The 24701-nt window shown below is 63.2% G+C and carries 25 protein-coding genes; 18 read left to right on the top strand and 7 right to left on the bottom strand.

What is annotated here, in order from left to right; translation table 11 throughout:
- Positions 1-246, bottom strand: a complete 246-nt coding sequence (locus tag ACSHWJ_RS03110; protein WP_026045889.1) for a FitA-like ribbon-helix-helix domain-containing protein — start codon at positions 244-246, stop codon at positions 1-3.
- A 179-nt stretch (positions 247-425) separates the two neighbouring features.
- Positions 426-569, bottom strand: coding sequence for a hypothetical protein (locus ACSHWJ_RS03105; RefSeq protein WP_017364956.1), 144 nt, complete (start codon positions 567-569; stop codon positions 426-428).
- A 115-nt stretch (positions 570-684) separates the two neighbouring features.
- Here ACSHWJ_RS03105 and ACSHWJ_RS03100 point away from each other — a divergent pair, with 115 nt between their 5' ends.
- Complete coding sequence (locus ACSHWJ_RS03100) at positions 685-1578, top strand: glycosyltransferase family 2 protein (protein WP_432539280.1); 894 nt, start codon at positions 685-687, stop codon at positions 1576-1578.
- Between the two features lie 56 nt (positions 1579-1634).
- Here the strand turns inward: ACSHWJ_RS03100 and ACSHWJ_RS03095 are convergent, their stop codons facing one another.
- Together ACSHWJ_RS03095 and ACSHWJ_RS03090 are read right to left on the bottom strand one after the other, a co-directional pair.
- A complete protein-coding gene (locus tag ACSHWJ_RS03095; RefSeq protein ID WP_017364958.1) occupies positions 1635-2012 on the bottom strand; it encodes a HepT-like ribonuclease domain-containing protein in 378 nt (125 codons plus the stop codon).
- The gene (locus ACSHWJ_RS03090) at positions 2009-2260 is read right to left on the bottom strand and encodes a nucleotidyltransferase domain-containing protein (RefSeq protein ID WP_017364959.1); all 252 of its coding nucleotides are present in this window, start codon (positions 2258-2260) and stop codon (positions 2009-2011) included. Before ACSHWJ_RS03090 ends, ACSHWJ_RS03095 begins: the two co-directional genes overlap by 4 nt.
- Positions 2261-2707: 447 nt before the next feature.
- Here ACSHWJ_RS03090 and ACSHWJ_RS03085 point away from each other — a divergent pair, with 447 nt between their 5' ends.
- From ACSHWJ_RS03085 to ACSHWJ_RS03025, 13 genes are all read left to right on the top strand, one after another.
- A complete protein-coding gene (locus ACSHWJ_RS03085; protein ID WP_026597630.1) occupies positions 2708-2908 on the top strand; it encodes a hypothetical protein in 201 nt (66 codons plus the stop codon).
- Between the two features lie 134 nt (positions 2909-3042).
- Complete coding sequence (locus tag ACSHWJ_RS03080) at positions 3043-5274, top strand: right-handed parallel beta-helix repeat-containing protein (RefSeq protein ID WP_017364960.1); 2232 nt, start codon at positions 3043-3045, stop codon at positions 5272-5274.
- A 312-nt stretch (positions 5275-5586) separates the two neighbouring features.
- Complete coding sequence (locus tag ACSHWJ_RS03075; RefSeq protein WP_017364961.1) at positions 5587-6237, top strand: Uma2 family endonuclease; 651 nt, start codon at positions 5587-5589, stop codon at positions 6235-6237.
- A 27-nt stretch (positions 6238-6264) separates the two neighbouring features.
- Positions 6265-7479 carry a glycosyltransferase family 4 protein gene (locus tag ACSHWJ_RS03070; RefSeq protein WP_432539279.1) on the top strand — a complete coding sequence of 405 codons (1215 nt, stop codon included), beginning with the start codon at positions 6265-6267 and terminating at the stop codon, positions 7477-7479.
- 3 nt (positions 7480-7482) lie between these two features.
- Entirely contained in the window at positions 7483-7782 is a 300-nt protein-coding gene (locus ACSHWJ_RS03065; protein ID WP_432539278.1) for a nucleotidyltransferase domain-containing protein, read from the top strand.
- Positions 7783-7886: 104 nt separating this feature from the next.
- On the top strand, positions 7887-8237 hold the full coding sequence (locus ACSHWJ_RS03060) for a hypothetical protein (protein WP_432539277.1): 351 nt from the start codon (positions 7887-7889) through the stop codon (positions 8235-8237).
- Between the two features lie 43 nt (positions 8238-8280).
- Positions 8281-8739: a hypothetical protein gene (locus ACSHWJ_RS03055; RefSeq protein WP_010960461.1), complete on the top strand. Its 459-nt coding sequence runs from the start codon at positions 8281-8283 to the stop codon at positions 8737-8739.
- Between the two features lie 77 nt (positions 8740-8816).
- Entirely contained in the window at positions 8817-10253 is a 1437-nt protein-coding gene (locus ACSHWJ_RS03050; RefSeq protein ID WP_432539276.1) for an O-antigen ligase family protein, read from the top strand.
- A gap of 90 nt (positions 10254-10343) precedes the next feature.
- On the top strand, positions 10344-11777 hold the full coding sequence (locus tag ACSHWJ_RS03045) for an outer membrane beta-barrel protein (RefSeq protein WP_432539275.1): 1434 nt from the start codon (positions 10344-10346) through the stop codon (positions 11775-11777).
- Between the two features lie 106 nt (positions 11778-11883).
- Positions 11884-12420 (top strand): polysaccharide biosynthesis/export family protein, encoded by a 537-nt coding sequence (locus ACSHWJ_RS03040; RefSeq protein WP_282213409.1) that lies wholly within the window; start codon positions 11884-11886, stop codon positions 12418-12420.
- Between the two features lie 35 nt (positions 12421-12455).
- The gene (locus tag ACSHWJ_RS03035; protein WP_282213408.1) at positions 12456-14858 is read left to right on the top strand and encodes a GumC family protein; all 2403 of its coding nucleotides are present in this window, start codon (positions 12456-12458) and stop codon (positions 14856-14858) included.
- A 66-nt stretch (positions 14859-14924) separates the two neighbouring features.
- Entirely contained in the window at positions 14925-15650 is a 726-nt protein-coding gene (locus ACSHWJ_RS03030) for a tyrosine-protein phosphatase (RefSeq protein ID WP_282213407.1), read from the top strand.
- A 13-nt stretch (positions 15651-15663) separates the two neighbouring features.
- Positions 15664-16353 (top strand): hypothetical protein, encoded by a 690-nt coding sequence (locus ACSHWJ_RS03025; protein WP_282213406.1) that lies wholly within the window; start codon positions 15664-15666, stop codon positions 16351-16353.
- Between the two features lie 32 nt (positions 16354-16385).
- Here the strand turns inward: ACSHWJ_RS03025 and ACSHWJ_RS03020 are convergent, their stop codons facing one another.
- The 3 genes from ACSHWJ_RS03020 to cysT are packed head-to-tail and all read right to left on the bottom strand — an operon-like array spanning position 16386 to position 19203.
- Positions 16386-17435 carry a sulfate/molybdate ABC transporter ATP-binding protein gene (locus ACSHWJ_RS03020; RefSeq protein WP_432539274.1) on the bottom strand — a complete coding sequence of 350 codons (1050 nt, stop codon included), beginning with the start codon at positions 17433-17435 and terminating at the stop codon, positions 16386-16388.
- 17 nt (positions 17436-17452) lie between these two features.
- On the bottom strand, positions 17453-18340 hold the full coding sequence (cysW, locus tag ACSHWJ_RS03015; protein ID WP_367026290.1) for a sulfate ABC transporter permease subunit CysW: 888 nt from the start codon (positions 18338-18340) through the stop codon (positions 17453-17455).
- 26 nt (positions 18341-18366) lie between these two features.
- A complete protein-coding gene (cysT, locus tag ACSHWJ_RS03010; RefSeq protein WP_367026291.1) occupies positions 18367-19203 on the bottom strand; it encodes a sulfate ABC transporter permease subunit CysT in 837 nt (278 codons plus the stop codon).
- Positions 19204-19472: 269 nt separating this feature from the next.
- Here cysT and cysK point away from each other — a divergent pair, with 269 nt between their 5' ends.
- From cysK to ACSHWJ_RS02990, 4 genes are all read left to right on the top strand, one after another.
- Positions 19473-20450 carry a cysteine synthase A gene (gene cysK, locus ACSHWJ_RS03005; protein WP_367026292.1) on the top strand — a complete coding sequence of 326 codons (978 nt, stop codon included), beginning with the start codon at positions 19473-19475 and terminating at the stop codon, positions 20448-20450.
- An 8-nt stretch (positions 20451-20458) separates the two neighbouring features.
- Positions 20459-21397, top strand: a complete 939-nt coding sequence (gene epsC, locus ACSHWJ_RS03000; RefSeq protein ID WP_367026293.1) for a serine O-acetyltransferase EpsC — start codon at positions 20459-20461, stop codon at positions 21395-21397.
- 255 nt (positions 21398-21652) lie between these two features.
- Complete coding sequence (locus ACSHWJ_RS02995) at positions 21653-22582, top strand: family 2A encapsulin nanocompartment shell protein (protein ID WP_432539273.1); 930 nt, start codon at positions 21653-21655, stop codon at positions 22580-22582.
- The gene (locus ACSHWJ_RS02990) at positions 22557-24629 is read left to right on the top strand and encodes a family 2A encapsulin nanocompartment cargo protein cysteine desulfurase (RefSeq protein WP_432539272.1); all 2073 of its coding nucleotides are present in this window, start codon (positions 22557-22559) and stop codon (positions 24627-24629) included. Before ACSHWJ_RS02995 ends, ACSHWJ_RS02990 begins: the two co-directional genes overlap by 26 nt.
- Positions 24630-24701: the final 72 nt, after the last annotated feature.

Genomic DNA, 24701 nt, shown 5'->3' with positions numbered 1-24701 from the left:
TCAGCGCTCCCGGTCTTCGCGCAGCAGTTGCTCAGGGGGGATAAATGGCGTTTGAACGCCCTGGGTTTCGAGATTTAGCTTGATGCGCTCGAGGATTTGGCGGCGGCGCCCGGAAGCGGCCGTACCGATGGCCTCGCGCAGTTCGATGATGGCCTGCTGGGCCAAGCTGCGGTGCGCCCGCTCGGCGCGAAAAGACAAGGCGTGGTACAGATCGTCGGGAAGGTTGCGGATTTGCAGGGATGGCATGATGATGCGCCTGAAGGAGATCGGGTTCCTCATGATGCATGCATTCTGGTGAGCTTGGCAAGTGACCTCGACCGTGTCGACGTGGACCGAATGGTTCTATTTTTTCGAGGATTTGGTTAATGCGCGTGACTCCGCAAAAAATTCGGAACCGTCGGAGGGCTCGCTGGAATATCCTGAAACTACAGATTGGGAATCTGGATCAGGCGGCCTACCGTTCCGCTGAATTGCAGGACGGTATGGGCCAGAAGGTATTGCCGGCCATCCTCGAAGTGGTGCCGTGCCTTCGGCAAAAACGTTGCATGGCTCGCAATGCGATCGCTCACGGATATCCCGACGATCCCGGGTCGCGGGCGAGCGCAATCAACGTTTCCTCGACGGCGCAATGCGGCCATGCTGCACGCGTTAGGGTGATTTCTGCGACCGACTATCCGATCTTCCATGAACCTCACCGCCATCATCCTCACCCATGACGAAGAAAAACATCTGGCCCGCTGCATCGATAGCCTGCAAGGGGTGGCGGACCGGGTCGTGGTGGCGGATTGTTTTTCCACCGACGCCACGCTGGCGATTGCGAAGGCCAAGGGCGCGCGGGTCATCCAGCGGGCGTGGGTGAACCATGCCACGCAGTTCAATTGGGCTTTGACGCAACTCGATCCCGATACTGGCTGGGTGTTGCGCATCGATGCCGATGAGGTGTTGACGCCGGCACTGGCGGCGGAGATTCGCGCGCGCCTGCCGGAGCTTGGGCCGGAGATCGACGGGGTGAGCTTTGGCCGGCGGATGACGTTTCAGGGCCGGCTGATCCGCTGGGGCGGGGTTTTTCCGGTGAAGGTGTTGCGGCTGTTCCGGTACGGGCGGGGGCAGTGCGAAAACCGCTGGATGGACGAGCACATCAAGGTTGTCGGGGCCACGGTGGATTTCAAGGGCGAGCTGATCGATGACAATCTCAATCCGCTCACCTGGTGGACCGACAAGCACAATCGCTACGCCAGCCGCGAGGCGGTGGATTTGCTCAACCTGAAATATGGCTTCATGCCCCATGACACCGTCGCCAGCCTGCGCGGCAGCCAGGCGGGGGTGAAACGTTGGGTGAAGGAGGAGATTTACGCCCGGCTTCCGGGCGGTGTGCGGGCCTTCGTCTATTTCTTCTATCGCTACGTGCTGCGGCTGGGGTTCCTGGACGGGCAGGCGGGCGCGGCGTTCCACGTGTTGCAGGGCTTCTGGTACCGTTACCTGGTCGACGCCAAGGTCGTGGAAGTCGAGCGTTGCATGGCCCAGAGGGGATGTTCGGTGGTGGAAGCGATCGAGGCGGTATTGGGAATCCGGCTTTGAAGCAGGCAGCCTCGATGCAGAGGCTCATCGTAATCGCGGTTTCCTTTGGATACGGCTCAACATGGGTTGTTGCGCTCCTCGTCATGGACATCCCGGCGCACGGCCGGCAGTTGTTTGAGTAGATCTGGCAGCGCCGTCTGCACCGTCTCCCACACCACATCGAGGTTGATGTCGAAGTAGCCATGGGCGATGCGGTTACGCATACCGCGCATGCTGCGCCAGGGCATTTCGGGGTGCGCCTGCGTGAACTCGGCATGGCCTTCCATCACCTTCGTGGCAGCCTCGCCGATGATGATGAGGCTCATGATGACGGCTTGCTGGGTGCGCTTGTCGGCAAGGAAGTCGTCTTTGCTCAGACCTTCCACGAAGCCGCAAGCATCCGTCGCAGCCTGCTGTATGTGCTCGAGGTAATCGGGAAGCCGGTTTCCACTCATACCGGCTGCGCCTCCGCAAGCACCTTGGCCCGGAATTTCGGCGGCAGGTCAGCCGGGGTCAGCAGATCGACGCGAACTCCGAGCAACGATTCCAGTTCGTCTTGCAGGCCACCTAGGTCGAACAGCGTCGCGCCGGGCAGCGCATCGACCAGCAGATCGAGATCGCTGCCGTCCTGGTCGGTGCCGTGCAGCACCGATCCGAAGATGCGCGGGTTCGCCGCACGGAAGCGGCCTGCCGCTTCGCGCACGGCGTTTCGTTTAAGGTCAAGCGCGACAGATGGCCGCACGGGGCTCCCTCCATTATCGAAACGCGTTGAAAGGGTAGGCAACCGAGAATAGCATTTCAAGAACCATCTTCGAGAATCATGACGCCTTGATTTCCTGTGTCACCTCGAATGGCTGGGCCGGCTTGTCACAAACCTATGTGTTCGAGCGATTGAAAGAGCCGGATTTGGATATGCGTGACGGAGGGGTTCGTGTCGTGGCCTGATGAAATCGACTTGGCGCCTGACGCCCTGTATGCCGCGATCAAACGCGGTGGCGAATGGATATTGTCGTGAGAGTGCATCTTTATTCGTCTTACCGACGTTCAGCAAACGACAGGTAGAGGTTCATCGTACGGTTTCCTTCGGATACGGCACGCTCCATGGTTCACTACCGTCGCAACTTCGTACCGGGGGCAGGTATTTTTTACCGTGGCATCGCTCAACCGGCATGTGCGCTGGTTGAGCGAATGCCTTGGCGTTTTGCGCCATGCCTTTCGGGAAACTCGCGCCGCGCAGGCATTCCATGTCGATGCCATCGTCGTTTTGCCCGAACACCCGCACACGATCTGGCCCTTGCCGCCCGGCGAACCTGATTTTGAAGAGGGTCACGGATGGAATGCCGAATGCTGATCCTCCGATTGCGCCGCATCAAGGCTACCTGCGGTGGCGGTTTGACCGGTCAAACTGCTTTGAGCTCGATTCCTTGTGGATAGGCGGCGGACACCCCTGAGACGTCTTGTACGCAAACATAGGAGATATCCTTCATGCTCAAACATGGCCTGTTGTTTGCCCTTTTCCTACTGGCCGCGCCGGCTCTCGGCGCACCCCAGATTTTCTGGGCCAGCGACCCGGTGAAGCCCGGCGAGGCGGCCCTGATGGTGGGCGACGGCTTCGGCGAGCATCCCAGGATCGAGTTGACGCGCCTGAAGGACGATGCCGGCGGCGCTCCGGCCAGCCCCAAACGCACCGTAGCCGGCGCGAGCGTCGAACCGTTGCAGGCTTCGGACCAGTCGGTCAAGTTCATCATTCCGGCCGAATTCGAGGACGGCGTTTATGCCGCCCGCATTACGAACGCCAATGCTTCGACGATCGGCCTGCTCAATGCACCCACGGTCTACTGGGCGCAGGGCGATCAGGGCGTGCACGCCGCGCCGGGCGGCTGGATTCGGGTTTTCGGCCGCTGCATCGGCCATGCGCCGGCTTCCGCGGTTCTGCTTTTGAACTCCGTGTCAGACAGGACTTCCCGGCGGCTTGCGGCGGCGTCTTCGAGCCCGTGGGAGGCAAGGTTCGAGGTGCCTGCCGACATGAAACCGGGCGCTTACGATCTTCATCTGCACAGCGGCGCGGGCGACAGCGGGGCCTGGAGTCCGGCGGGCCGGCTGGAGATCAAGGCCGCCGAACATTGGCCGGAGCGGCAGTTCGATGTCCGCGATTTCGGGGCGACCGGCGCCGGCTCCACCGACGACACCCAGGCGGTGCTGGCGGCGGTGAAGACCGCCGGCGATCTGGGCGGCGGCGTGGTGTATTTTCCCCGCGGCCGTTACCTGCTGACGCAGGCCCTCATTCTCCCCCGCTTCGTCACCCTGCGCGGGGAGCGCCGCGATCGGGTGAACCTGCTCTGGCCCGATATGGAACAGCCGCCCGCGGCGCTCATCCAGGGCAGCAATCACTTCGCCCTGGAGGATCTGACGCTGTACGCCTCGAACCATACGCACCTCATCGCTGGCGACCTGCAAGCCACGCCCGCCGGCGAACCGGGTCATGTGCGCATCCAGCGGGTGACGGCGCGCGCCGACGTCTACCGCGGCCATCTCAAGCCCGAACAAGTCGATCAGCGCTTCAGGGAAAGTCTGAAACTGTCCACCGGCGGTGGCGACACGCTCCGGCTGGGCGGCGAGCATCTGGTGATCACCGACAACGATCTGTATGGCTCGGGCCGGGCGCTGTATCTCTTCAAGCCCAAGGGCGCCTACGTGGCCAACAACCATTTCTACAACGGCCGCTGGGGCTGGTATTGCCTGTCGGGAGTGAACGGACTGATCTTCGAGGACAACCAGATCACCGGAGCCGATCTCATGTCCACGGGCGGGGGCATCAACAATCTGGGCGGCACGCCTTATTCACAAAATGTCTTCTTCGCCCGCAACAGACTCAGCCTGATGCACGGCTGGGACCGCGAGGCGATGACCTCCGATGCCGGAGGCGGCCTGTACTATGGGCCGCTGAAAGATATCAGAGCCAATGCCTTTGCGTTCACTGCCGAGCCCACCGGCAAGCGCGAGCGCGCCGACGGCTGGAAGGGCGCCGGGGTCTTCATCCTGGGCGGCAAGGGCATGGGCCAGTTCGCGCAGATCGATCATATCGACGGCGATTCGGTCCATCTCGACCGCCCCTGGAAGGTCCCGCCGGATGGCTCTTCCGTGGTCACCGTCACGGGAATGCAGCAGCACTATATGTTCATCGCCAACGATTTCAGCGACGCCAGCGTGGCCTTGTCCTACTACGGAACGTCGATCGACAATATCGCGGCGGGAAACAAGTCGACCCGGACCGCCGGTTTCTACAATTCCGGCATGTGGTATCTGCATTACCAGCCGAGTTGGTACTGCCAGTTCTTCGACAACGAAATACTGGAAGGCAACAACTATCACGGCGGCCTCGGGTTGGCCCAGGGATGGTTATCCGGAGAGGCATCACTGGGCACAAGGGGAAATCAAAAACCGCCCAATACCGCCCCGCTCGCCCTGGCCGCCGTCCATCGCCGCAATCATCTTTATTCCAATGCCCACCTGCTGATCACGGGCGGCGGCAACCGTGCCGCGCCAGGAACGCGCGACGTGATCGTGGAAAACAACACCGTCGAGAACGCCGATGTGGGTTTGCAGGTCGACGCCGGCGTGGTCGGGCTCCTGGAGCATGGCAATGTCTTCAACCAGGTCAAGGAACCCTTCAGGGCCCCACCGGGCAGCATGCTGCGGGTTCAGGATATTCCCTAGGTTGATAGATGAGGACTGGGGCGGATATGAGTTCCTGATGATCTCTGTAGGAGCGGCCTTGGCCGCGATCGAGCGGAGAGTAGGTACTGGCCGTTGCGGATCGCCCGCAAGCGGGCTCCTACGTTGGATCGAACGGATTTGTGAGATTCGAATCAGGGAAGTTATTCTTGGTCAAGTCCTAATCGTTGAATCCGGTTTGCCGGTCGACGCCCGGGCCAATGGTGATGGCAGACTGGATGGAAGTCGACCCGGGCGGGAACCAAGGCCCCATACGCTCTCGATGCTCTGAATCAATGATGAGGCAGTGATTCCATGACAAAGGCGGCATTGGAGAAACCCGGGCGATGGACCTATGCGGATTACCGGACATGGCCGGAAGAGGAACGCTGGGAGTTGATCGGCGGCGAGGCCTATGACATGTGTCCGTCGCCTTCGACGACTCATCAGAGCGTTTCTTTCCAGCTGGGTCTGGTATTGGGCAATTTCTTCCGTGACCGGCGCTGCCGCGTGTTGGCGGCGCCGGTCGATGTGCTGTTGCCCAGCTCCGATGAAGCGGATGAATTGGTGGATACGGTGGTGCAGCCGGATTTGCTGGTGATCTGCGACCGGGGGAAAATTTCCGAGCGGGCGGTCCGCGGCGCCCCGGACCTGGTGGTCGAGATATTGTCGCCCTCCACCGCCAAGAAGGACGAGGGCGTCAAGCGGGACCGTTATGAACAAGCCGGCGTGGCGGAATACTGGCTGGTTCATCCCGTCGACCACACCGTATTTCGCTATGCGTTGATGAATGGCCGTTATGGACGGCCCGAGGTCTTCGGCGCCGGGGACGCCATGGCATCGACGCGTTTTCCCGGTTTGCTGGTGGTGTGGGACGAGGTTTTCGAGACTGGATCCTCCGAAGACTCATCGCCTGAGCCAGATTCAAGAATGACCCGGAGCGCGACCAGCCGCATCGGGCCATGAGAAACGTGATTACCCATACCGACATCCATGCAGATTCTATTTCTTAACCGCTTCTTCTACCCCGACCACTCCGCGACCAGCCAGTTGTTGTCCGATCTGGCGTTCGCCCTCGGCGAATCGGACCGCAAGGTGCGGGTGATCACCAGCCGGCAGCGCTATGATGACCCCGGCGCGGACCTGCCGGCGTTCGAGGCGGTGGGCGGGGTCTTCGTGCACCGGGTGTGGACCTCGCGCTTCGGAAGGGCATGGCTGCCCGGGCGGGCGCTGGATTATCTGAGTTTCTATGTCTCGGCAGGATGGCGCCTGTGGCGGCTGACGCGGGCGGGCGACGTGATCGTGGCAAAGACCGACCCGCCTTTGATTTCGCTGGTGGGTGCGGTGGTTGCCCGGCTGCGCGGGGCGAGGCTGGTGAACTGGCTGCAGGACTTGTTTCCGGAGGTGGCCGAGGCGTTGGGCGTGCGGATGCCGGGCCTGGCCGTGCGCCGGTTGCGGGATTGGCGGAATGCATCGCTGCGGCAGGCACGGACGAACGTGGTCCTGGGCGAGCGAATGGCGGAGCGGCTGCGCGAATCGGGCGTCCCGGCGGAGCGGGTCGAGATCATCCACAACTGGGCGGACGGGGGGACGATCCGGCCCACGGCGGCGGCGGGCAACCCCCTGCGGGAGGAGTGGGGGCTGTCGGGCAGGTTCGTCGCCGCCTATTCCGGCAACCTGGGCCGGGCCCATGAGTTCGACACCCTGCTGGCGGCGGCCGAGCTCCTGCGCGGCCTGGACGGTATGGCATTCCTTTTCATCGGCGGCGGACACGGTTACGAAAAGCTGCGCCTGGAAGCGAGCCGGCGGGGGCTTGCCAATGTCCTTTTCAAGCCGTACCAGCCCCGCGAGCGTCTGGGGCTCAGCCTGACCCTGCCGGATATCCACCTCATCTCGCTATTGCCCGCGCTGGAAGGACTGGTCTTGCCGTCCAAGTTCTACGGCGTGCTGGCGGCCGGCCGGCCCGTCGCCTTTGTCGGGGCCAGAGACGGCGAGCTGTCCCGGCAGATAGAACGGCATGCCTGCGGCGCAAGCTTCGCGCCGGGAGACGCCGATGGACTGGCGGGGTTTCTGCTCGCCCTCAGCCGGGACGGCGAGAGGCGGGAGCGGATGGGAAGAAACGCCCGGACCGCCTTTGAAAACGAATTCGACCAGGTCCACGCGCTGGCGAAATGGCGCGCCTTGCTCACTCCGCTGCGGCCCTCCTGAGACATGCGCTCGACCGACCATCAAATTCAGCTCATTCGACGACTTGCGGTTCGAGTGGCGGGAAAACCGTGCCGCGTGCGAGTCTTCGGCTCCAGGATCGACGATACCGCGCATGGCGGCGATCTCGACCTCATGCTTGAATTGCCGGAACCCGTGGAAAACCCCGTGCTCATGGCCGCGCAGAGGGCGGCGGCGGTGTCGCGCGCCATGCGCAGACGCAAGGTGGATGTGTTGCTGTGCGCCCCCAATCTCGAGCGCCTGCCCATTCACGAGATCGCATTCAAGGAAGGGCAGCTGCTGTGACCTTAGAACCCAAGACACGCCTTCAATTTCTGGCCAGAGTGGTGCGCAAGGAGTGCCGGCACCTCGCCATCACGGACCAGTGCCTCTTCGGGAATCCGTTCACTATGGAGCAGGCCGAGCATCTCGAAGAAGACTCCGATCTGGCCGAACGGGTGGAGGCCTTTGTCGGCAGGTTTGGCCGCCTGCAAGACACTTTGGGCGACAAATTGTCGCCCTTGCTCTTGGCTGCCCTGGGTGAAAAAACATCCGCGGTCATCGACAATCTCGACCGCGCCGAACGTTTAGGGTTGCTCGGTTCCGCTGACGCAGGGCTGACCATGGGCAAGCTCAGGAACCAGATGGTTCATGAATACATCGAAGACCCGGTCGTGCGAGCCAGGTCCGAGGATCAGCGGGAAAAAATGCGCCTCTGGCCATTGAATCTTCGCCTGGCTCTTCTATACTGCTATCGGTAGCCGTTTTCCACGCTCATGTACCACTTTTTGGGGGGACCCTGTCATGAAGGTTGCATTCACTCGACTCACGACGATTTTTGCCCTGTCGATCCCGCTGCTGATGCCGTCTACGGGAACCGCCGCGCCATACAAGGCCTCGCTGTCGGATGCGGACAGGCAGCTGATCCAGGACGCCCGGCAGTCCGTCAAGGACCAGGCGGCAAGCCGCATCGAGGCGCTTCGGGCCGAATTGGATGCCGGCAAGATTTCGAAACGGGAATACAAGTCCCGGGTCTGGGAAATTCAGTCCACCCAGAATCAGTTGCTGAACTCCCTGAGCAGCAAGGCCAACCAGAGGGAGCTGGCGGGGCTGTTGGGCGACCTCAAGGCTCATCCGGAATCCGCAGAAGACATCTTGTCCGCTCGGGGCAGCAACAATCACGGAAACGGCTGGAACTACAAATGGTTCGCGAGCTGGATCAGCTGGTTGCGCGAGTACATCAGCAACTGCCGGATCCTTTGATTTCGGATGGATAGAGAGCGAACTCGCTGGATCGGCTCGATCCGGCGGGTTTTTTGCGCACGGAATGCAGACGGCTCGTGGCTGCCTCATTTGAGAAGGGTTTGTTTTCTGTCCTGCTGGCCGTGATCCTGTGGCTGCCATTGCCCTGGGGCAGCAACTGGGAAGGGGCCGTCTATCTTTTTTCCAGTGCCGTATTCGTTCTCGGGGCCGTCTGTTGCCTTTTGCATGCCCACGGCAGGCTCCCGCTTACGATGCCGTTTCGAAGGGCATGGCCCGCCTTGCTGCTGATCGGCGCGAGTGTCGTATGGGCGGGTTTTCAAGGGGCTCCGTGGTTTTCCGATCTGGCGGACGAGTTGCTTCCTCGGGCCGCGCGAGTTTATCCGGATGCTCGCCGGGTCGACCCCGACCTTCCGTCCGCGTTCAGTACCGACCCGTACTACACCCGCCTTGCGGCACTCAAGGGGGCGGCCTATCTGATCCTGTTCGCGCTGATTCTGTTGCTGACCCGCAGTCGGGAAAGGATCCGGTGGCTGGCTTATGCGATCGTGGCATGCGGGGTGTTCGAGGCCTTGTATGGCTCGGCCAAGTCGTTGACTGGTCTTGAGTTCGGCTTCTTCGGCAGGGAAGTGGGCAGATCCGTCGCGGTCGGTACTTTCGTCAACCGCAACCATCTTGCCGGTTTGCTGGAGATGACGCTGGCGGTGGGGGTCGGACTGCTGATAGCCGGTCGGTTCTCCTCCCCGGGCGGCAACTGGCGCGACTGGCTGCGGGGAGCGGCGACTTTCCTGCTCAGCGACAAGGCGCCGCTTCGCATCGCCGTCGTGATCATGGCCATCGGTCTGGTGCTGACCCGGTCGCGCATGGGGAACGTGGGGTTCGCGGTTTCCTTGAGCGTCACCGGCGCCGTTTACCTCTTGCTCGCCCGTTCGTCGAGGTTTTCCAGCGGTTTGGTGTTGGCCATCCTGTCGAGCATCGTGCTCGTCGATCTCGTGATCGTCGGCAGTTATTTCGGGATCGAGGAAGTGGCACGGCGTTTGGAGCAGACCACGGTGACGGAGGCTTCGAATCGGGTCGATCTGTACGACTACGCGGTGCCTTACGTACTGGATTACCTGCCGTTCGGCGCCGGCGCGGGCTCGTTCGTGGCGTCGTTTCTGCCTTATGGCGGTGCGGAGGTGGTCATTCCGTACGATCATGCCCATAATGACTATCTGGAATTTCTCGGTGAATGGGGAATCGTCGGTTGGCTGCCGATGGCACTGGCCGTTCTGTTGAGCCTGGGAGCGGCCGGGTTCGCGCTCCGCGAACGCCAGGATTCCCTGCTGCGGGCAACAGGAATTGGCTCCTTCATGGGAGTCGTCGCCTTGTTGATTCACTCCTTCGTCGATTTCAATTTGCAGATTCCGGCGAATGCCGGCTTTTTTACGGTATTGCTTGCCATGGGTTGGCTTGCCCGCTATATGCCTGTTCATCATCATAAGCCTGCCAGCAGGCAGTCGGAAGCGCATGGTTAGAGGGTGGAAGGTGAGGCTGGTTTGGCCGATGGCCGTTTTTCCAAGCCAGGGGTTATAACGATGCGTCGGAGTCTGCCGCAGCCGGTTTCCATGGATTCCCCGGCTCTCTCGTCGTTCGTCGGTCATGGAGAGGGAGGCCATAGTGCCGGCAAGGTACCTTCTTCGGGGACGAAAGCGCTACTGAAACGTACGGCTTTGCTTGCCTTACGTCTTTTGCCCGGGTTTTGCGCGCTGTACCCCGCGTCCACCTGGTCCCAGGGTGGGAATGGCGTCGCCAATCCTTTGGACGGTTCCAGCGGTTATTCGAATTTCAGTCCCGGCAACACCTACGATCCCTACAACCGTACGCCGCAATATGTGAGGATGGATCAGCCGTTGGGCACGGAAGGAAGACTTGACGACGAATTCGACTTCCGTCTCCCGATCGTCGGGCGTATGCGGGTGGAAGGTTTTTACGACGACAACGTGCTGAACACCGGCATTCTCAAGAAGGGTTCGTTCGGGACGTTCATCCAGCCCTGGTTCTTCCTCCCGTTTCACCACCGCAGTCTCACTGCCGGCCTCGGCTATTCGTTTCGCGGCAACGTCTACGAAAACGTTCCGCAAAACAATTACGTCGACAATTATGTCAACGCGTTCAGCGACGTACGCTTCGACCACAGAAACCGTCTGAGCCTCAACGGGTCGCTCAGTTACGCCCATGATCCGCTCGGTACTCAATTCGTACAGGGTGACGCGAGCCTGCTGTTGAAAAATCCAAATGAATGGCAGAGCCAGAGTTTCGGGGCCTTGTACAGGTACGGGGCCGAGGGGGCCAAAGGTCTCCTGGAATTCCGGTTCGACTATATGAACAGGTACTACCAGAATAACCCGGAATTCACGCGGGGGCGTTCTCTCAATCAATACAACATTGGCAGTGCGTTCTATTATCGGGTTCTGCCTAAGACTTCGCTTTTGTTCGAAATCAACGAGAGCTTCTCGGACTATTTGAACCCCCTGCCGAACGGGATCTCGCAGACCAACAACCAGTTGCGGGTGCTCGGCGGCGTGACTTGGCGCGCGACGGCAAAGACGACGGGGATTTTGAAGGCGGGGGTTCTCGTCAAAGAATTTGACGAACCCGTCCAGGGACTGGGAACCAATGGCCAGCCCCGGCCTACGTTCGACGCGGCCGTGCTGTGGCAGCCGCGTTCCATCGATACCGTGCGGGTCGGCGCCGTGATGATCACCAACGAGTCGAATTATCTGGGCGGCGCCGTCAACAACCAGACCTATACCGTCATGTGGAATCATCAGTGGCTGCCGAAGCTCAGCAGCAACATTTACGCGAATGCCATGGAGAACAGCTACACGGGGTCGGACCGAACGGACAAAGGGTACATGCTGGGCGTCGGCGTTTATTACCCGCTTCAGCGCTGGCTGACGAGCGGGCTCCAATATACCTATACCGACCGTTCCTCTACCATTGAGCAATATAGTTTTACCCGTAACCTGGTCATCCTGAACTTGCAGATGAATTTTTAGGGGGGCTATCGAGTTGGCCGTCCGGGGTTGCTCTACGGACAGGTCTGGGATCGCATTCTGTTGTAGATGGAAATTTGAACAATATTCTTGCCGAAGACGGACAGCCATGTTTCGAGTCATTTCCAGGATTGCCTTGTTGTTTGTCGCTTCGTCATTCTTGAGCCTGTTGCATGGGGAGGACAAGGTGTCCGGTTACAGGCTCGGTCCGGACGACCTGATCAAGATTTCCGTCCTGAACGAGCCCAATCTCAGCATCGAAGCGAGGCTCAGCGATGCGGGTACGGTTTCCTACCCGTTTCTGGGCGAGATTCACATCAAGGGGAAGACTCCCGGTGAAGTGGAGCGTCTCATCACGGATGGTCTCAGGGGCGCCTATCTGGTCGATCCGAAAGTGAACGTCAGCGTGCTGGAATACCGGAAATATTACATCGGCGGGCAGGTCAAGCAGCCCGGCGCATATCCGTATCAGCCCGGGCTGACGGTAGGGAAGGCCGTGGCTCTTGCCGGCGGCTTCGGCGAGCTGGCCTCCCGGGACATCGTGATCCTCCGCGAGGACGATCCTGCGCAGCCGCAGCTCGAGGCCGACGTGATGACGCCGGTGCATCCGGGGGACGTCATAACGGTAGAGGAAAGCTTCTTCTGATTCGCTCACCGTTTCCTACCTTCCGGTCCGCCGCAATGAACGACAAGAACATCTATTCGCCCGTCATTCCGAGCAACGTTCCTCAGGTCGTCAACGTTCCGTATGAGGCTGGCGGATACGTTTCGGAGGAGGAACAGTTCGACCTCAGGCGGTATTGGGCCGTCATCCGCCGGCATCTCTGGGGCATTCTCGGCCTGGCGGTGTCGGTTTCGGTCCTGACGCTCCTGATTCTGCTCTCGAAGACGCCGATCTACCGTGCGACCGCCTCGCTGGTCATCGAGCCGAAGCAGCAAAAGGTCGTTTCCGTCGAGGAGCTTTATGGCATCGATACCAAGAGTGCCGCTTACTATTACACGCAGGTCGAGGTACTGAAATCGCGCGCCATCGCCCGCAAGGTCATCGAGGCCCTGAATCTGACCGCGCATCCGGAGTTCGTGGGCGAATCCCCGGCGCCGGATTCTGCAGAAGAGACGGGACCGGTCGGACCGGATGGCCCGCGAATCCCCAAGGACCTTGCTTCGGCCGACTCCGGGGAGCCGGTGGATGGCGGTGAGGCGGAATCTTCGTTGCTGGATTGGCGTTCCTGGCTGCCGTTCGGCACATCTCAGCCGGTGACGACGTCCACCGAGGAGCCGGATCCGGTCGATCGCGTGGTGGACCAGTTTCTGGCGCGTCTGAACGTGACCGCGATACGCAACACCCAGATCGTGCAGGTTTCGTTCGAAGCGGCCAGCCCGGAACTGGCGATGCGGGTCGCCAACGCGGTGTGTGATGCTTATATCGACGCCAATCTCGAAGCCCGGACCGAGGGGACGCAGTTGGCCTCGAGATGGCTCGCAAGCCGTCTCGAGGGATTGCGGCAGAAGCTGGCCGAGTCCGAACGCCGCCTGCAAGCATACCTCGAGAACCAGAAACTCGTGGACATCGGGAACGCTTCGTCTTCAGGGGGGACGTCTTCGGGGGTGTCGTCCCTGAGCGCCAGCCAGTTGAGCGACTTGAATGCAAAGTACATCGAAGCCAGAAAGGCACGTCTGGAAGCAGAAACGGCTTACGGGCAGATCGCCGGCCTCGGCGGCCAGGTGCCCGACAACATCGAAAGCATGCCGGCGATCTACGGCGACGAAACGGTGCGCGATCTCAAGCAGCAGGAACACGAGGCGCTGACGCGCGTCAACGAGTTGTCCAGCCGCTACGGCGCGCAGCATCCGGAGCGGGTGACCGCGGAGACCCATCTCGAATCGGTACGAACCGCGCTGAAGAAGCAGATCGCCAGTGTGGCCGCCCGGCTGAAACAGCAGATCGCAGTCGCGTATGCCAACGAGAATGCGCTGGCCGGCCAGATCGACGGGCTCAAGAACGAATTGCAGGGGATTGCCAGGAAAGAAAGCGTATATCGCGAATTGCAGCGGGAGGTGCAGTCCAACCGCGAACTTTACGAGATGTTTTTCAAACGTCTCAAGGAAACTTCCGAGGCGGGCGACCTGCAGCCGTCCAATGCCCGCATCATGGATGCCGCGATTCTGCCCAGGGTGCCGGTGAAGCCGAACAAGAAACTGGGCGTGACCATCGCTTTTTTCCTTTCTCTGATGGCGGGAATCGGCCTCGCCTTCCTGCTCGATTTCATGGACAAGTCGTTCCGGAGTTCGGGCGAGGTGGAGCAGAAGCTGGGGCTCCCCTTGCTGGGCCTGGTACCCTTGGTGCCCCAGAAACAGAAGCGAGGCGTCAAGGAAGATGTGTCAAGGGTCTTCCTGGAAGATCCGCGGGGCAATTTCGCGGAATCGGTGCGCACGATTCGCACCGGCATCATGCTTTCCGCGCTGGACGATCCGCGCATGAGCATCCTGGTGACGTCCTCGCTGCCGGGCGAAGGGAAGTCGTCGATTTCGATGAGCCTGGCCTATGCCCTGGCCCAGCTCAATTCCAGGGTGCTGGTCGTGGAGGCGGATCTGAGGCGGCCCAACCTGGCCAAGCGCTGCGGCCTGTCCGCGAAGATGCCCGGTCTTTCGAACCTGGTGGTGCAGACGGCGACCCTGGAGGAGTGCATCCACCATTACGACGCGGGCAATATCGATCTGATGCCGGCCGGGATCATTCCGCCGAATCCGCTCGAGCTGCTGTCTTCCCACCGCTTCGCCGAAGCGATGGCCGAGCTCGAGAGCGAGTACGACGCGATCATCCTCGACGCGCCGCCGATGCAGCCGGTGAGCGATGCGCTGGCACTGTCCCGGCTGGTCCGGTCGGTGATCTACGTGATCCAGGCGGAAAAAACGCCGGTGCACATGGCGCGTTCGGGCATCGACCGGCTGCGCAAGGTTCGTGCGCCGCTGACCGGTGTGGTCCTGAGCCAGTTGAACCTGGAAAAAAGCCGGCGCGGCTACAGCAGCTACTACTACAGCGACTATTATTATGGGAGTTACAAGCAGGAAGGCGCCCAGTAATAGGGAACGGCTACCTCGGTTGTGTGGATCCCGAATCAGACTGCAGCATTGGAGCTTCGAATTCCCATGATCGACCTTCATTGCCATCTGTTGCCTGCCATCGACGACGGTCCGGAAAGTCTGGCCCAGGCCGTGGAGCTCGCCCGGCTCGCGGCGGACAGAGGGATTCGGCGGTCGGTGGTGACGCCGCATATCCAGCCGGGCTGCTGGGACAACGACCAGGCCGGCATCGAGCGTGTCTTCCGGGCCTTTCAGGCGGAACTGGAACGCGAAGGGATTCCGCTCGAAGTCGGAATGGCGGCGGAAGTCCGTGTGTGCGCCGAGATCATGAGCCTGCTGGCGCAGGACCGGATTCCCTTCCTCGGCGAGTACCGGGGCAAGCGGGTGATGCTGCTCGAATTTCCCCACGAGCAGATCCCCCCGGGCACCGACGCGCTGGTGCGCTGGCTGATGAAGCGCGACATCCTGCCGATGATCGCCCATCCGGAGCGGAACAAGGCGGTTCTGCGCGACTTCAGCAGGATATTCCCTTATGTGGAAATGGAATGCCTGTTCCAGGTCACCGCCGGTTCGCTGGCCGGGCAGTTCGGCGAGCGTTGTGAAGAAAGGGCGCTCCAGTTCCTCGAGGAAGGCTGGATCACGGTGTTGGCGTCCGACGCACACAACGTGAAACATCGCCCTCCCAATCTGGAGGAGGGGCGGGAGGTGGTCGAGCGCGTGGCCGGGCCGGAAGTGGCGAGGAGGCTGGTCGTCGACAACCCGAGCGAAATTCTCGGATTGCGTACTCAATGACTTCTGAATCCGAATGTCCGCCGCTTTACGCATCCTGTTGTGCTACCTGCTGGCCGGCGGCTTGTTTTTCCTCGGTTGGACTTGCCTGAAGCGGGCCAAGGCCGGCGTTCATGAAATCCAGGTAGGCTGGCTGTTCAAGGCATGGATGGCGCAACCGGACAAGCAGCCGTCCGAGGCCGAGCTGAACCGCATCGAGCGCGTGCTGCGCGGCGCGGTCGCCCTGGATCCCGACAATCCCGTCCTCCACGAACAATTGTGCCAGTTGTACATGTGGCAGCTCGCGCTCGCCCGCAGCAACCCGGACGCTGAGGCCAGGCTGAGCGCCAAGGCCACTGCCGAGGCCCGCCGCGGGGTGTCGCTGCGGCCGGCCTGGCCGATGGCCTGGGCGCGTTTACTCGGCTTGAAGGCGGCTTTCGACGTCCCCGACGACGAATTCAGGCTCGCTCTGAGGCGAGCCACCACCCTCGGGCCCTGGGATTTTCAAACCAGCCAGGCGGTGGCGGCCGCGGTGCTCCCGATCTGGGAGGAAGTCTCGCCGGAGGATCGCGAGGCGGCGGTGAACGCGGCGATCCGGGGTTTCCAGCAGAAACCGCGGGACATGCTGCCGATCGTGCAGGATTCCGGCCGGCTGGTGGAAGTCTGCGCGGCCATGGCCGGGCAGCCCGAGCTTCACCAGCAGGTCTGTTCGGATGTGATCGAATAGACGGCCGGAGCGGCCGGGCCGAATAATGCGCTTCAGGGCTGAAACACCCTGATCTTGCTGGGCTGGATCACCACTTCGTCGCCGTGCTTGATGGCGTGGCGGCCGAAGGCTTCGCGGCTGAGTTCCGCTTCCACGGCGCCCTGGCCGTCCTTGCGCTCCAACTCCACCCGCACCGCGTTGCCTCGGCGCCGGATGTCCCGGACGACGGCGTCGAGGCCTGTGCCGTCGCCGCCGATTTCGATTTCGTGGGGACGGGCGAAGAACAAGGCCTGCTCCGCGTCCGATTCCGCCGTGCCCGGCAGGTCGATCACCGTCTCGCCGATAAGGGCGCGGCCGTCGTGCACCCGGCCGTGGAACAGGTTGACGTCGCCGATGAACTGGCACACGAAGGGCGTGGCGGGATGGTCGTAGACCTCGTCCGCCGAGCCGACCTGCTCGATCTGCCCGGCGTTCAGCACCACGACCCGGTCGGCCACTTCGAGCGCCTCCTCCTGATCGTGGGTGACGAACACGGAGGTGATGTGCAGCTCGTCGTGCAGCCGCCGCAGCCAGCGCCTGAGGTCCTTGCGGACCTTGGCGTCCAGTGCGCCGAACGGCTCGTCGAGCAGCAGAACCTTGGGCTCCACCGCCAGCGCGCGGGCCAGGGCGATGCGCTGGCGCTGGCCGCCTGAGAGCTGGCCGGGATGGCGGTCGGCCAGCCAGTCGAGCTGGACCAGTTCCAGCAGCTCGTGCACCCGCCGCCGGATTTCGGCCTCCGGCGGGCGGTGGCCGCGCGGGCGCACCCGGAGGCCGAAAGCGATGTTCTCGAACACGCTCATGTGCCGGAACAGGGCGTAGTGCTGGAACACGAAACCGACCTGGCGCTCGCGGACGTGGCGGTGCGTCGTGTCTTCCCCGTGGAACAGGATCTGGCCGTTGTCCGCGGCCTCCAGCCCGGCGATGATGCGCAGCAGCGTGGTCTTGCCGCAGCCGGAGGGACCGAGCAGGGCCACCAGTTCGCCGGAACCGATGGTCAGGTCGATGCCCTTGAGGACCTGGAAGCTGCCGAAGGATTTGGTGATGTCGCGGATTTCGATGCTCATGGTCGTTCAGTCTCGATTCATTCTTCGTCTTTGGCGGCGTCGATCTGCTGGGCCAGCCGCCATTCCAGGGCGCTCTTCAAGGCCAGGGTGACCAGGGCCAGCATCGCCAGGAGCGAAGCGACGGCAAAGGCCGCGGCGCTGTTGTATTCGTTGTAGAGGATCTCCACGTGCAACGGGATCGTGTTGGTGGCGCCCCGGATATGGCCGGACACCACGGACACGGCCCCGAATTCGCCCATCGCCCTGGCGTTGCAGAGAATCACGCCGTACAAGAGGCCCCAGCGGATGTTGGGCAGGGTGATGTGGCGGAAGGTCTGCCAGCCCGAGGCGCCCAGCACCAGCGCGGCTTCTTCCTCGTCGTTGCCCTGGGCCTGCATCAGCGGAATCAGCTCGCGGGCGACGAAAGGCACGGTGACGAAGATCGTGGCCAGCACGATGCCCGGTACCGCGAAGATCAATTTGATGTCGTGCTCGTGCAGCCAGGGACCCAGCCAGCCCTGCATGCCGAACAGCAGCACGTAGATCAGGCCGGACACGACAGGCGACACCGAGAATGGCAGGTCGATCAATGTGGTGAGCAGGTTCTTGCCGGGAAATTCGAACTTGGCGATGGCCCAGGCCGCCGCCACGCCGAACACTGTGTTCAGCGGCACCGCGACCAGGGTGACCAGCAGGGTGAGCTTGATCGCGGCCAGGGCCATTGGGTCGACCAGCGCGGACACGTAGGTTTCCCAGCCCTTGGCGAAGGCCTGGACGAACACCAGCGCCAGCGGCATCAGCAGGAATAATGCGAGAAAGACCAGGGCGGCGGCGGTCAGCGACCAGCGCACCCAGGGCGCTTCGCCGCGGGCGGCGTGATGGACATGATGGATGTGCGAGGCGAAGGTGAGCGTTTGTGCGGACATGGCGATAGATTCGGTCGGTGTGCCGTTCAGATGCGGGAGCCGCGGCGGTTCTGGGTCCACCATTGCAGCAGGTTGATGGCCAGCAGCAGGGTGAACGAAACCAGCAGCATGGACACCGCCAGGGCGGTGGCGCCGGCGTAGTCGTACTGCTCCAGCTTGGTGATGATGAGCAGCGGGGTGATTTCCGAGACCAGCGGAATGTTGCCGGCGATGAAGATCACCGAGCCGTATTCGCCGACGCCGCGGGCGAAGGCCAGGGCGAATCCTGTCATCAGCGCCGGTGACAGGGTCGGCAGGATCACCTTGAGGAAGGTTTGCCAGCGGGTGGCGCCCAGACTGGCCGCCGCTTCCTCCAGTTCCTGTTCCAGGTCTTCCAGGATCGGCTGTACCGTGCGCACCACGAAGGGCAGGCCGATGAAGGTCAGGGCGATCGTGACGCCCAGCGGGGTGAAGGCGATCTTGAATCCCGCCTGGGCCGCGAACTGCCCGATCCAGCCCTTGCTCGAATAGAGGGTGGCAAGCGCGATGCCGGCGACGGCGGTGGGCAGGGCGAAGGGCAGGTCGACGAACGCGTCGGCCAGCTTGCGGCCGGGAAATTCGTAGCGCACCAGCACCCAGGCCACCAGCAGGCCCATGACGGCATTGATCGCCGCGGCGGCGAGCGCGGCGCCGAAGGTCAGCTTGTAGGACGCCAGTACCCGCGGTGTCGTCACCGCCTCGAAGAACCCGCCCCAGCCCAGGGTCGCGCTCTTGAGGAAGGTCGCCGACAGGGGAATCAGCACGATCAGGCTGAGATAGAGCAGGGTGAAGCCCAGTGCCAGCGGGAAGCCGGGCAGGACGCTGTGTTGCCGGTAACTCCTCATGTTCGTTTTCTGTCCGGAAAAGCCTGTGGTTTGGCGCGAGTTTATCCGAGCTCGTTTATCTTGTTAAAGAATCAACAGAGCTATTTATATTCCATAATCTTCGTAGATCGTTGGCCGCGATCCGGCTTGACAAGCCCCGAGCGCTCTCTGTACCTTGTTTCGCACATACCGGAGCTGACCGGACCACCGGAAGCCAGCGTGTCCCCTTGGGGACCGCTGGCTTTTTTGTTGCCCGCGATCCGGATCGGGCGGAACTTAGGGAGGTTTCCATGCCACATTGGTTCGAAGACAACTCGCAATCCATCGGACACACGCCCCTGGTGCGCCTCAACCGGGTGACCGACGGCGCGCCGGCCACGGTGCTGGCGAAGATCGAGGGGCGCAATCCCGCCTATTCGGTTAAATGCCGGATCGGGGCGGCGATGGTGAAGGATGCGGAACAGCGCGGCCTGCTGGGGCCGGGCAAGGAACTGGTGGAGCCCACCAGCGGCAACACCGGGATCGCGCTGGCCTTCGTCGCCGCCGCCCGCAACATCCCGCTGACGCTGACCATGCCGGAAACCATGAGCCTGGAACGGCGCAAGCTGCTGATCGCCTACGGCGCCAAACTGGTGCTGACGGAGGGTGCCAAGGGCATGTCCGGCGCGGTGGCCCAAGCGGAAGCGATCGCCGCCTCCGATCCCGGCCGTTACGTCCTGCTGCAGCAATTCAGGAATCCGGCCAATCCCAAAATTCACGAGGAGACCACGGGCCCTGAAATCTGGGACGACACCGGGGGCGCGGTCGACATCTTCGTGTCAGGCGTCGGGACCGGCGGCACCATCACCGGGGTTTCTCGCTATCTCAAGCAGACGCTCGGCAAGCCGGTGCTCTCGGTCGCGGTCGAGCCGGCCACCAGCCCCGTGCTGACCCAGCGCCGCGCCGGCGAGCCGCTCAAGCCCGCGCCGCACAAGATTCAGGGCATCGGCGCCGGTTTCGTGCCGGAGGTGCTGGATTTGTCGCTGGTGGACGAGATCGAGCCGGTCAGCAACGAGGAAGCCATCCATTACGCCCGCCGTCTGGCGCGCGAGGAAGGCATCCTGTCCGGGATATCCAGCGGCGCCGCGGTGGCCGCCGCCGTGCGGGTCGCCAAGCGGCCGGGCAATGAAGGCAAGACCGTCGTCGTCGTCCTGCCCGATTCCGGCGAGCGTTACCTCAGCAGCGTGCTGTTCGAGGGCGTGTTCGACGCGACGGGGCTGGCCGCATGAGCGCACGGATGAAGTCCTTCGAGACCCGGTTGTCCGCCGGCCCCAACTGGGGCATCGATGCCATCGTCGCCGAATTGCGCCATCTGCGGGAGCGCTCGCTGGAAGCGCGCCAGCGGCTGGACCGCCCGCCCAAGCTGCCTTCGCGCAAGGTCTTGTCGGAGATCGTGGGCGGGCTGAGCGCGGCGCTGTTTCCCAATCGGCTCGGGGCCGTGGAGATCGCGCGGGAAGGGATCGACCACTATGTCGGCCACACCCTGGATTCCAGCCTCCGGTCGCTGCGCGAGCAGGTGAGCTGCGAACTGCTTTTCGTTTCCGGCCAGGAGTCGGGTGAGGATGCGCAGGAGCGCGCCGTGGCAATCGTCCGGGAGTTCGCCGCTCGGCTGCCGCGGATCAGGGAACTGCTGGACACGGACGTGCGTGCGGCATTCGAGGGCGATCCCGCGGCGCGCAGCGTCGACGAGGTGCTGGCCTGCTATCCCGGCGTGACCGCCGTCATCCATCACCGGCTGGCGCATGAACTGTACCGACTGGGCGTTCCGCTGATCGCCCGGATCGTCTCCGACGTCGCCCACTCGGCCACGGGCATCGACATCCATCCCGGCGCACAGATCGGCGGCAGCTTCTTCATCGACCACGGCACCGGTGTCGTCATCGGCGAAACCGCGATCATCGGTGAGCGGGTGCGGCTGTACCAAGCGGTGACGCTGGGCGCGAAGCGTTTCCCGGTGGATGAAAGCGGTGCCCTGATCAAGGGCAACGCCCGCCATCCCATCGTGGAGGACGAGGTCGTGATCTATGCCGGCGCCACCATCCTGGGGCGTATCACCATCGGCCGCGGCTCGGTCATCGGCGGCAACGTCTGGCTGACCCGCAGCGTGCCGCCCAGGAGCAACGTCAGCCAGGCGCAAGTGCGCAACGAAACCTTCGATGCCGGCGCCGGCATTTGAACCCCAGTGCAGGAGGAAAATCCGACCCGCAGCAAGTGAAGCACACTCCTACGACCAATGCCCTTGAGTTAAGCCGTCATGCCGGCAGGGAATACCGACATCCAGGTCACAGGGATGTGTGCGGCGCGAGTCATCCATGGCCTCTGGGCTCCGGCACTCGCCAGAGCGCGTATGCGAATCCGTGCCGGAGTGACGGGACTTCTCTTAACTTAACAGCCTTACCCCCACGACCATCAAACCCTCAAGGAGTAACCGATGGCAGAAATCGAATCGAGACAACTCGCACTGGGCGATGCGGCGGCTCGCCAGCTCGCCAACGCCACCAAGACCGTTCCCCAGCTCCAGCCCATCACGCCGCGCTGGCTGGTGCACCTCTTGCCTTGGGTCGGGGTCGAAGCCGGCATCTACCGGCTCAACCGGGTCAAGGACGAATCCCGGGTGCTGACCGCCTGCTCGCAGCGCGACGAGCGGGACTTGCCCGAGACCTTCGTCGACTACGACGAAAACCCGCGCGAGTATTTCTTGAGCGCGGTGTCCACCACCGTGGACGTGCACACCCGGGTGTCGGACCTGTACAGCAGTCCGCACGACCAGATCCAGCAGCAGCTGCGCCTGGCCATCGAGACCATCAAGGAGCGCCAGGAAGACGAACTCATCAACAACAAGGAATACGGCCTGCTGAACAACGTCGTGCCCGAGCAGCGCATTTCCACGCTGACGGGCGCGCCGACGCCGGACGACCTGGATGAACTGATCACCAAAGTGTGGAAGGAGCCCGCCTTCTTCCTGGCCCACCCGCAGGCGATCGCCGCGTTCGGGCGCGAGTGTACCCGCCGCGGCGTACCGCCGCCGACCGCCAACCTGTTCGGCTCGCCGTTCCTCACCTGGCGCGGCATCCCGATCATCCCGACCAACAAGCTGAAGATTCAGGACGGCAAAACCAGCATCCTATTGCTGCGCACCGGCGAAGCCCGCCAGGGCGTGGTCGGGCTGTATCAGCCGGGGCTACCGGGCGAGCAGGGCCTGGGGCTCTCGGTCAAATTCATGGGAATCAGCCGCAAGGCCATTGCTTCTTACCTCGTTTCGCTGTACTGCTCGCTGGCGGTGCTGACGGACGATGCAGTCGCTGTGCTCGAAGGGGTCGAGGTGGGCAAGTACCATGACTATAAGCACGAGTACAAATAGTCCGGATACGTGGATCGGCAGCATCCTGGAGCCGGGCGCGGTACCGGAATGGGAGGCCGACGCCGCCGCACCGCACGATACGGCGCTGCTGCGGCAGATCGCCAACGCGCTGTTCGCGGCGGTGCCCGGTTCCCCGGTCGGCGCCGTGGAGCCGCCGCTGGCGGCGGCTCCCGCCGCCCCGCCGCAGTCGCCGCCCGGCACCCCGTTGCCGACGCCTCCGTCGGAAGCGGCGTTGCGGTCCATACCCGCCGCGCTGGCGGGCGCCATCGGCGTCTCGCCGCGTGTGCTCCAGGAGCCGCTGGAACCCGAGTCCACGGGATCGGCGTTCTATTTCCTGGAATCGGCCCGGCCCAGTTCGCCGCAGGCTGTGCCGAATCTGAACGTGGTGCCGCCGGGATTCGAGCCGCCCTTGGGCTTCACGGTCCCGACGGTGTGGCTGGCCGCCGATCCCCGTTCGGCTCCGGGGCGCAGCGCGCCGCCGGGGCTGCGGTTGGGGTCGACCGCGCCGGTCACGCCCGGCGTCGAGGTGGGCGCGCTGCCGGTTGCCGGGGCGATTCCTCCGGCATCGGCATTCGGGGCCAACCGGGACGTGACGTCGCTGCCGGTTTCGTCGGAGCTGGACGGCCTGAACGGGATCTCCCTCGGGCAGTCTTTGGCGCCGGCGGGATCGCCGCTGACGGCGGGCGGCGAGGGGAGCGAGGCCTCGCTGTATTTCCTCGGCGAAACCTTGGCGCTGGGCGGCGGAAGCGGTTTCCCCGAGGCCGAACTGGACGAGGGCGTCCCGGCGCTGGTGGCGGGCGAAACCTCGGCGCATCCGGGCTTCGACGTCTACGCGGTGCGGCGCGATTTCCCGATTCTGCAGGAAAAGGTGCACGGCTATCCGCTGGTCTGGCTGGACAACGGCGCGACCACACAGAAGCCCCAGGCGGTGATCGACCGGCTGGTGTATTTCTATCGGCACGAGAACTCCAACATCCACCGGGCCGCGCACGAACTGGCGGCGCGGTCGACGGATGCTTACGAAGGTGCCCGCGACAAGGTGGCGCGCTTTCTCCATGCCTCGAGCAAGGACGAGATCGTCTTCACCCGCGGCACGACCGAGGCCATCAACCTGGTGGCCCAGTCCTGGGGCCGGCGCTATATCGGCAAGGGCGACGAAATCATCATCACTTGGCTGGAGCACCACGCCAACATCGTGCCCTGGCAGCAGCTCTGCGCCGAAACCGGGGCACAGCTGAAAGTGGCGCCGGTGGACGATCGCGGCCAGATCCTGCTGGACGAGTACGAAAAGCTGTTCACGCCCCGCACTAGGCTGGCGGCCTTCACCCAGGTCTCCAACGCGCTGGGCACGGTCACGCCTGCCCGTGAGATGATCGAGATCGCCCATCGCCACGGCGCCCGCGTGCTGCTGGACGGCGCTCAGGGGATCGCCCACATGCCGGTGGACGTGCAGGCTCTGGATTGCGACTGGTACGTGTTTTCGGGCCACAAGATCTTCAGCCCGACCGGCATCGGCGCGCTCTACGGCAAGCTGGAGCTGCTCGATGCCACCCCGCCTTGGCAGGGCGGCGGCAACATGATCCAGGACGTGACCCACGAGCGCACGATCTACCATGCCGCGCCGCACCGGTTCGAAGCCGGCACCGGCAACATCGCCGACGCGGTCGGGCTGGGCGCGGCGCTGGATTACGTGGAGCGTCTCGGCCGGGAAAACCTGGAGCGGCACGAGCAGGAGATACTGGCCTACGCCACCGAGGGGCTGTCGACCGTGCCGGGCTTGCGCATCATCGGCACGGCGGCGGAAAAGGCCGGGGTGATCTCCTTCGTGCTGCCGGGCTTCCGCACCGAGGACGTGGGGAAGGCACTCAACCGCCAGGGCATCGCGGTGCGCGCCGGCCACCACTGCGCCCAGCCCATCCTGCGGCGGTTCGGCCTGGAGACCACGGTGCGGCCGTCGTTCGCGCTGTACAACACGCGCGAGGATGTCGACGCGCTGGTCGCCGCCGTGCGGCGCATCCAGGCGGGGAGCGTGGAGTTGGGCCGTTGAGGGGGATATCCTGGATCGGTGATGAGATAATCAGAGTCTGCTAATATTTAACCTTGTGTCATTCGATCGACG

The sequence above is a fragment of the Methylococcus sp. S1M genome, from assembly GCF_051295855.1.
GTDB lineage: Bacteria > Pseudomonadota > Gammaproteobacteria > Methylococcales > Methylococcaceae > Methylococcus > Methylococcus capsulatus.
Note: the sequence above shows the minus strand (reverse complement) of the source record. Positions and strands in the feature narration are given on the sequence as shown.

Coding starts and splice junctions, on each gene's coding strand:
- ACSHWJ_RS03045 (WP_432539275.1), top strand. CDS start 10,344: ATGGATTCCCCGGCTCTCTCGTCGTTCGTCGGTCATGGAGAGGGAGGC.
- ACSHWJ_RS03030 (WP_282213407.1), top strand. CDS start 14,925: ATGATCGACCTTCATTGCCATCTGTTGCCTGCCATCGACGACGGTCCG.
- ACSHWJ_RS03070 (WP_432539279.1), top strand. CDS start 6,265: ATGCAGATTCTATTTCTTAACCGCTTCTTCTACCCCGACCACTCCGCG.
- ACSHWJ_RS03055 (WP_010960461.1), top strand. CDS start 8,281: ATGAAGGTTGCATTCACTCGACTCACGACGATTTTTGCCCTGTCGATC.
- cysK (WP_367026292.1), top strand. CDS start 19,473: ATGCCACATTGGTTCGAAGACAACTCGCAATCCATCGGACACACGCCC.
- ACSHWJ_RS03100 (WP_432539280.1), top strand. CDS start 685: ATGAACCTCACCGCCATCATCCTCACCCATGACGAAGAAAAACATCTG.
- cysT (WP_367026291.1), bottom strand. CDS start 19,203: ATGAGGAGTTACCGGCAACACAGCGTCCTGCCCGGCTTCCCGCTGGCA.
- ACSHWJ_RS03040 (WP_282213409.1), top strand. CDS start 11,884: ATGTTTCGAGTCATTTCCAGGATTGCCTTGTTGTTTGTCGCTTCGTCA.
- epsC (WP_367026293.1), top strand. CDS start 20,459: ATGAAGTCCTTCGAGACCCGGTTGTCCGCCGGCCCCAACTGGGGCATC.
- ACSHWJ_RS03095 (WP_017364958.1), bottom strand. CDS start 2,012: ATGAGTGGAAACCGGCTTCCCGATTACCTCGAGCACATACAGCAGGCT.
- cysW (WP_367026290.1), bottom strand. CDS start 18,340: ATGTCCGCACAAACGCTCACCTTCGCCTCGCACATCCATCATGTCCAT.
- ACSHWJ_RS03080 (WP_017364960.1), top strand. CDS start 3,043: ATGCTCAAACATGGCCTGTTGTTTGCCCTTTTCCTACTGGCCGCGCCG.
- ACSHWJ_RS03025 (WP_282213406.1), top strand. CDS start 15,664: ATGTCCGCCGCTTTACGCATCCTGTTGTGCTACCTGCTGGCCGGCGGC.
- ACSHWJ_RS02990 (WP_432539272.1), top strand. CDS start 22,557: ATGACTATAAGCACGAGTACAAATAGTCCGGATACGTGGATCGGCAGC.
- ACSHWJ_RS03035 (WP_282213408.1), top strand. CDS start 12,456: ATGAACGACAAGAACATCTATTCGCCCGTCATTCCGAGCAACGTTCCT.
- ACSHWJ_RS03065 (WP_432539278.1), top strand. CDS start 7,483: ATGCGCTCGACCGACCATCAAATTCAGCTCATTCGACGACTTGCGGTT.
- ACSHWJ_RS03110 (WP_026045889.1), bottom strand. CDS start 246: ATGCCATCCCTGCAAATCCGCAACCTTCCCGACGATCTGTACCACGCC.
- ACSHWJ_RS03020 (WP_432539274.1), bottom strand. CDS start 17,435: ATGAGCATCGAAATCCGCGACATCACCAAATCCTTCGGCAGCTTCCAG.
- ACSHWJ_RS03075 (WP_017364961.1), top strand. CDS start 5,587: ATGACAAAGGCGGCATTGGAGAAACCCGGGCGATGGACCTATGCGGAT.
- ACSHWJ_RS02995 (WP_432539273.1), top strand. CDS start 21,653: ATGGCAGAAATCGAATCGAGACAACTCGCACTGGGCGATGCGGCGGCT.
- ACSHWJ_RS03060 (WP_432539277.1), top strand. CDS start 7,887: ATGGAGCAGGCCGAGCATCTCGAAGAAGACTCCGATCTGGCCGAACGG.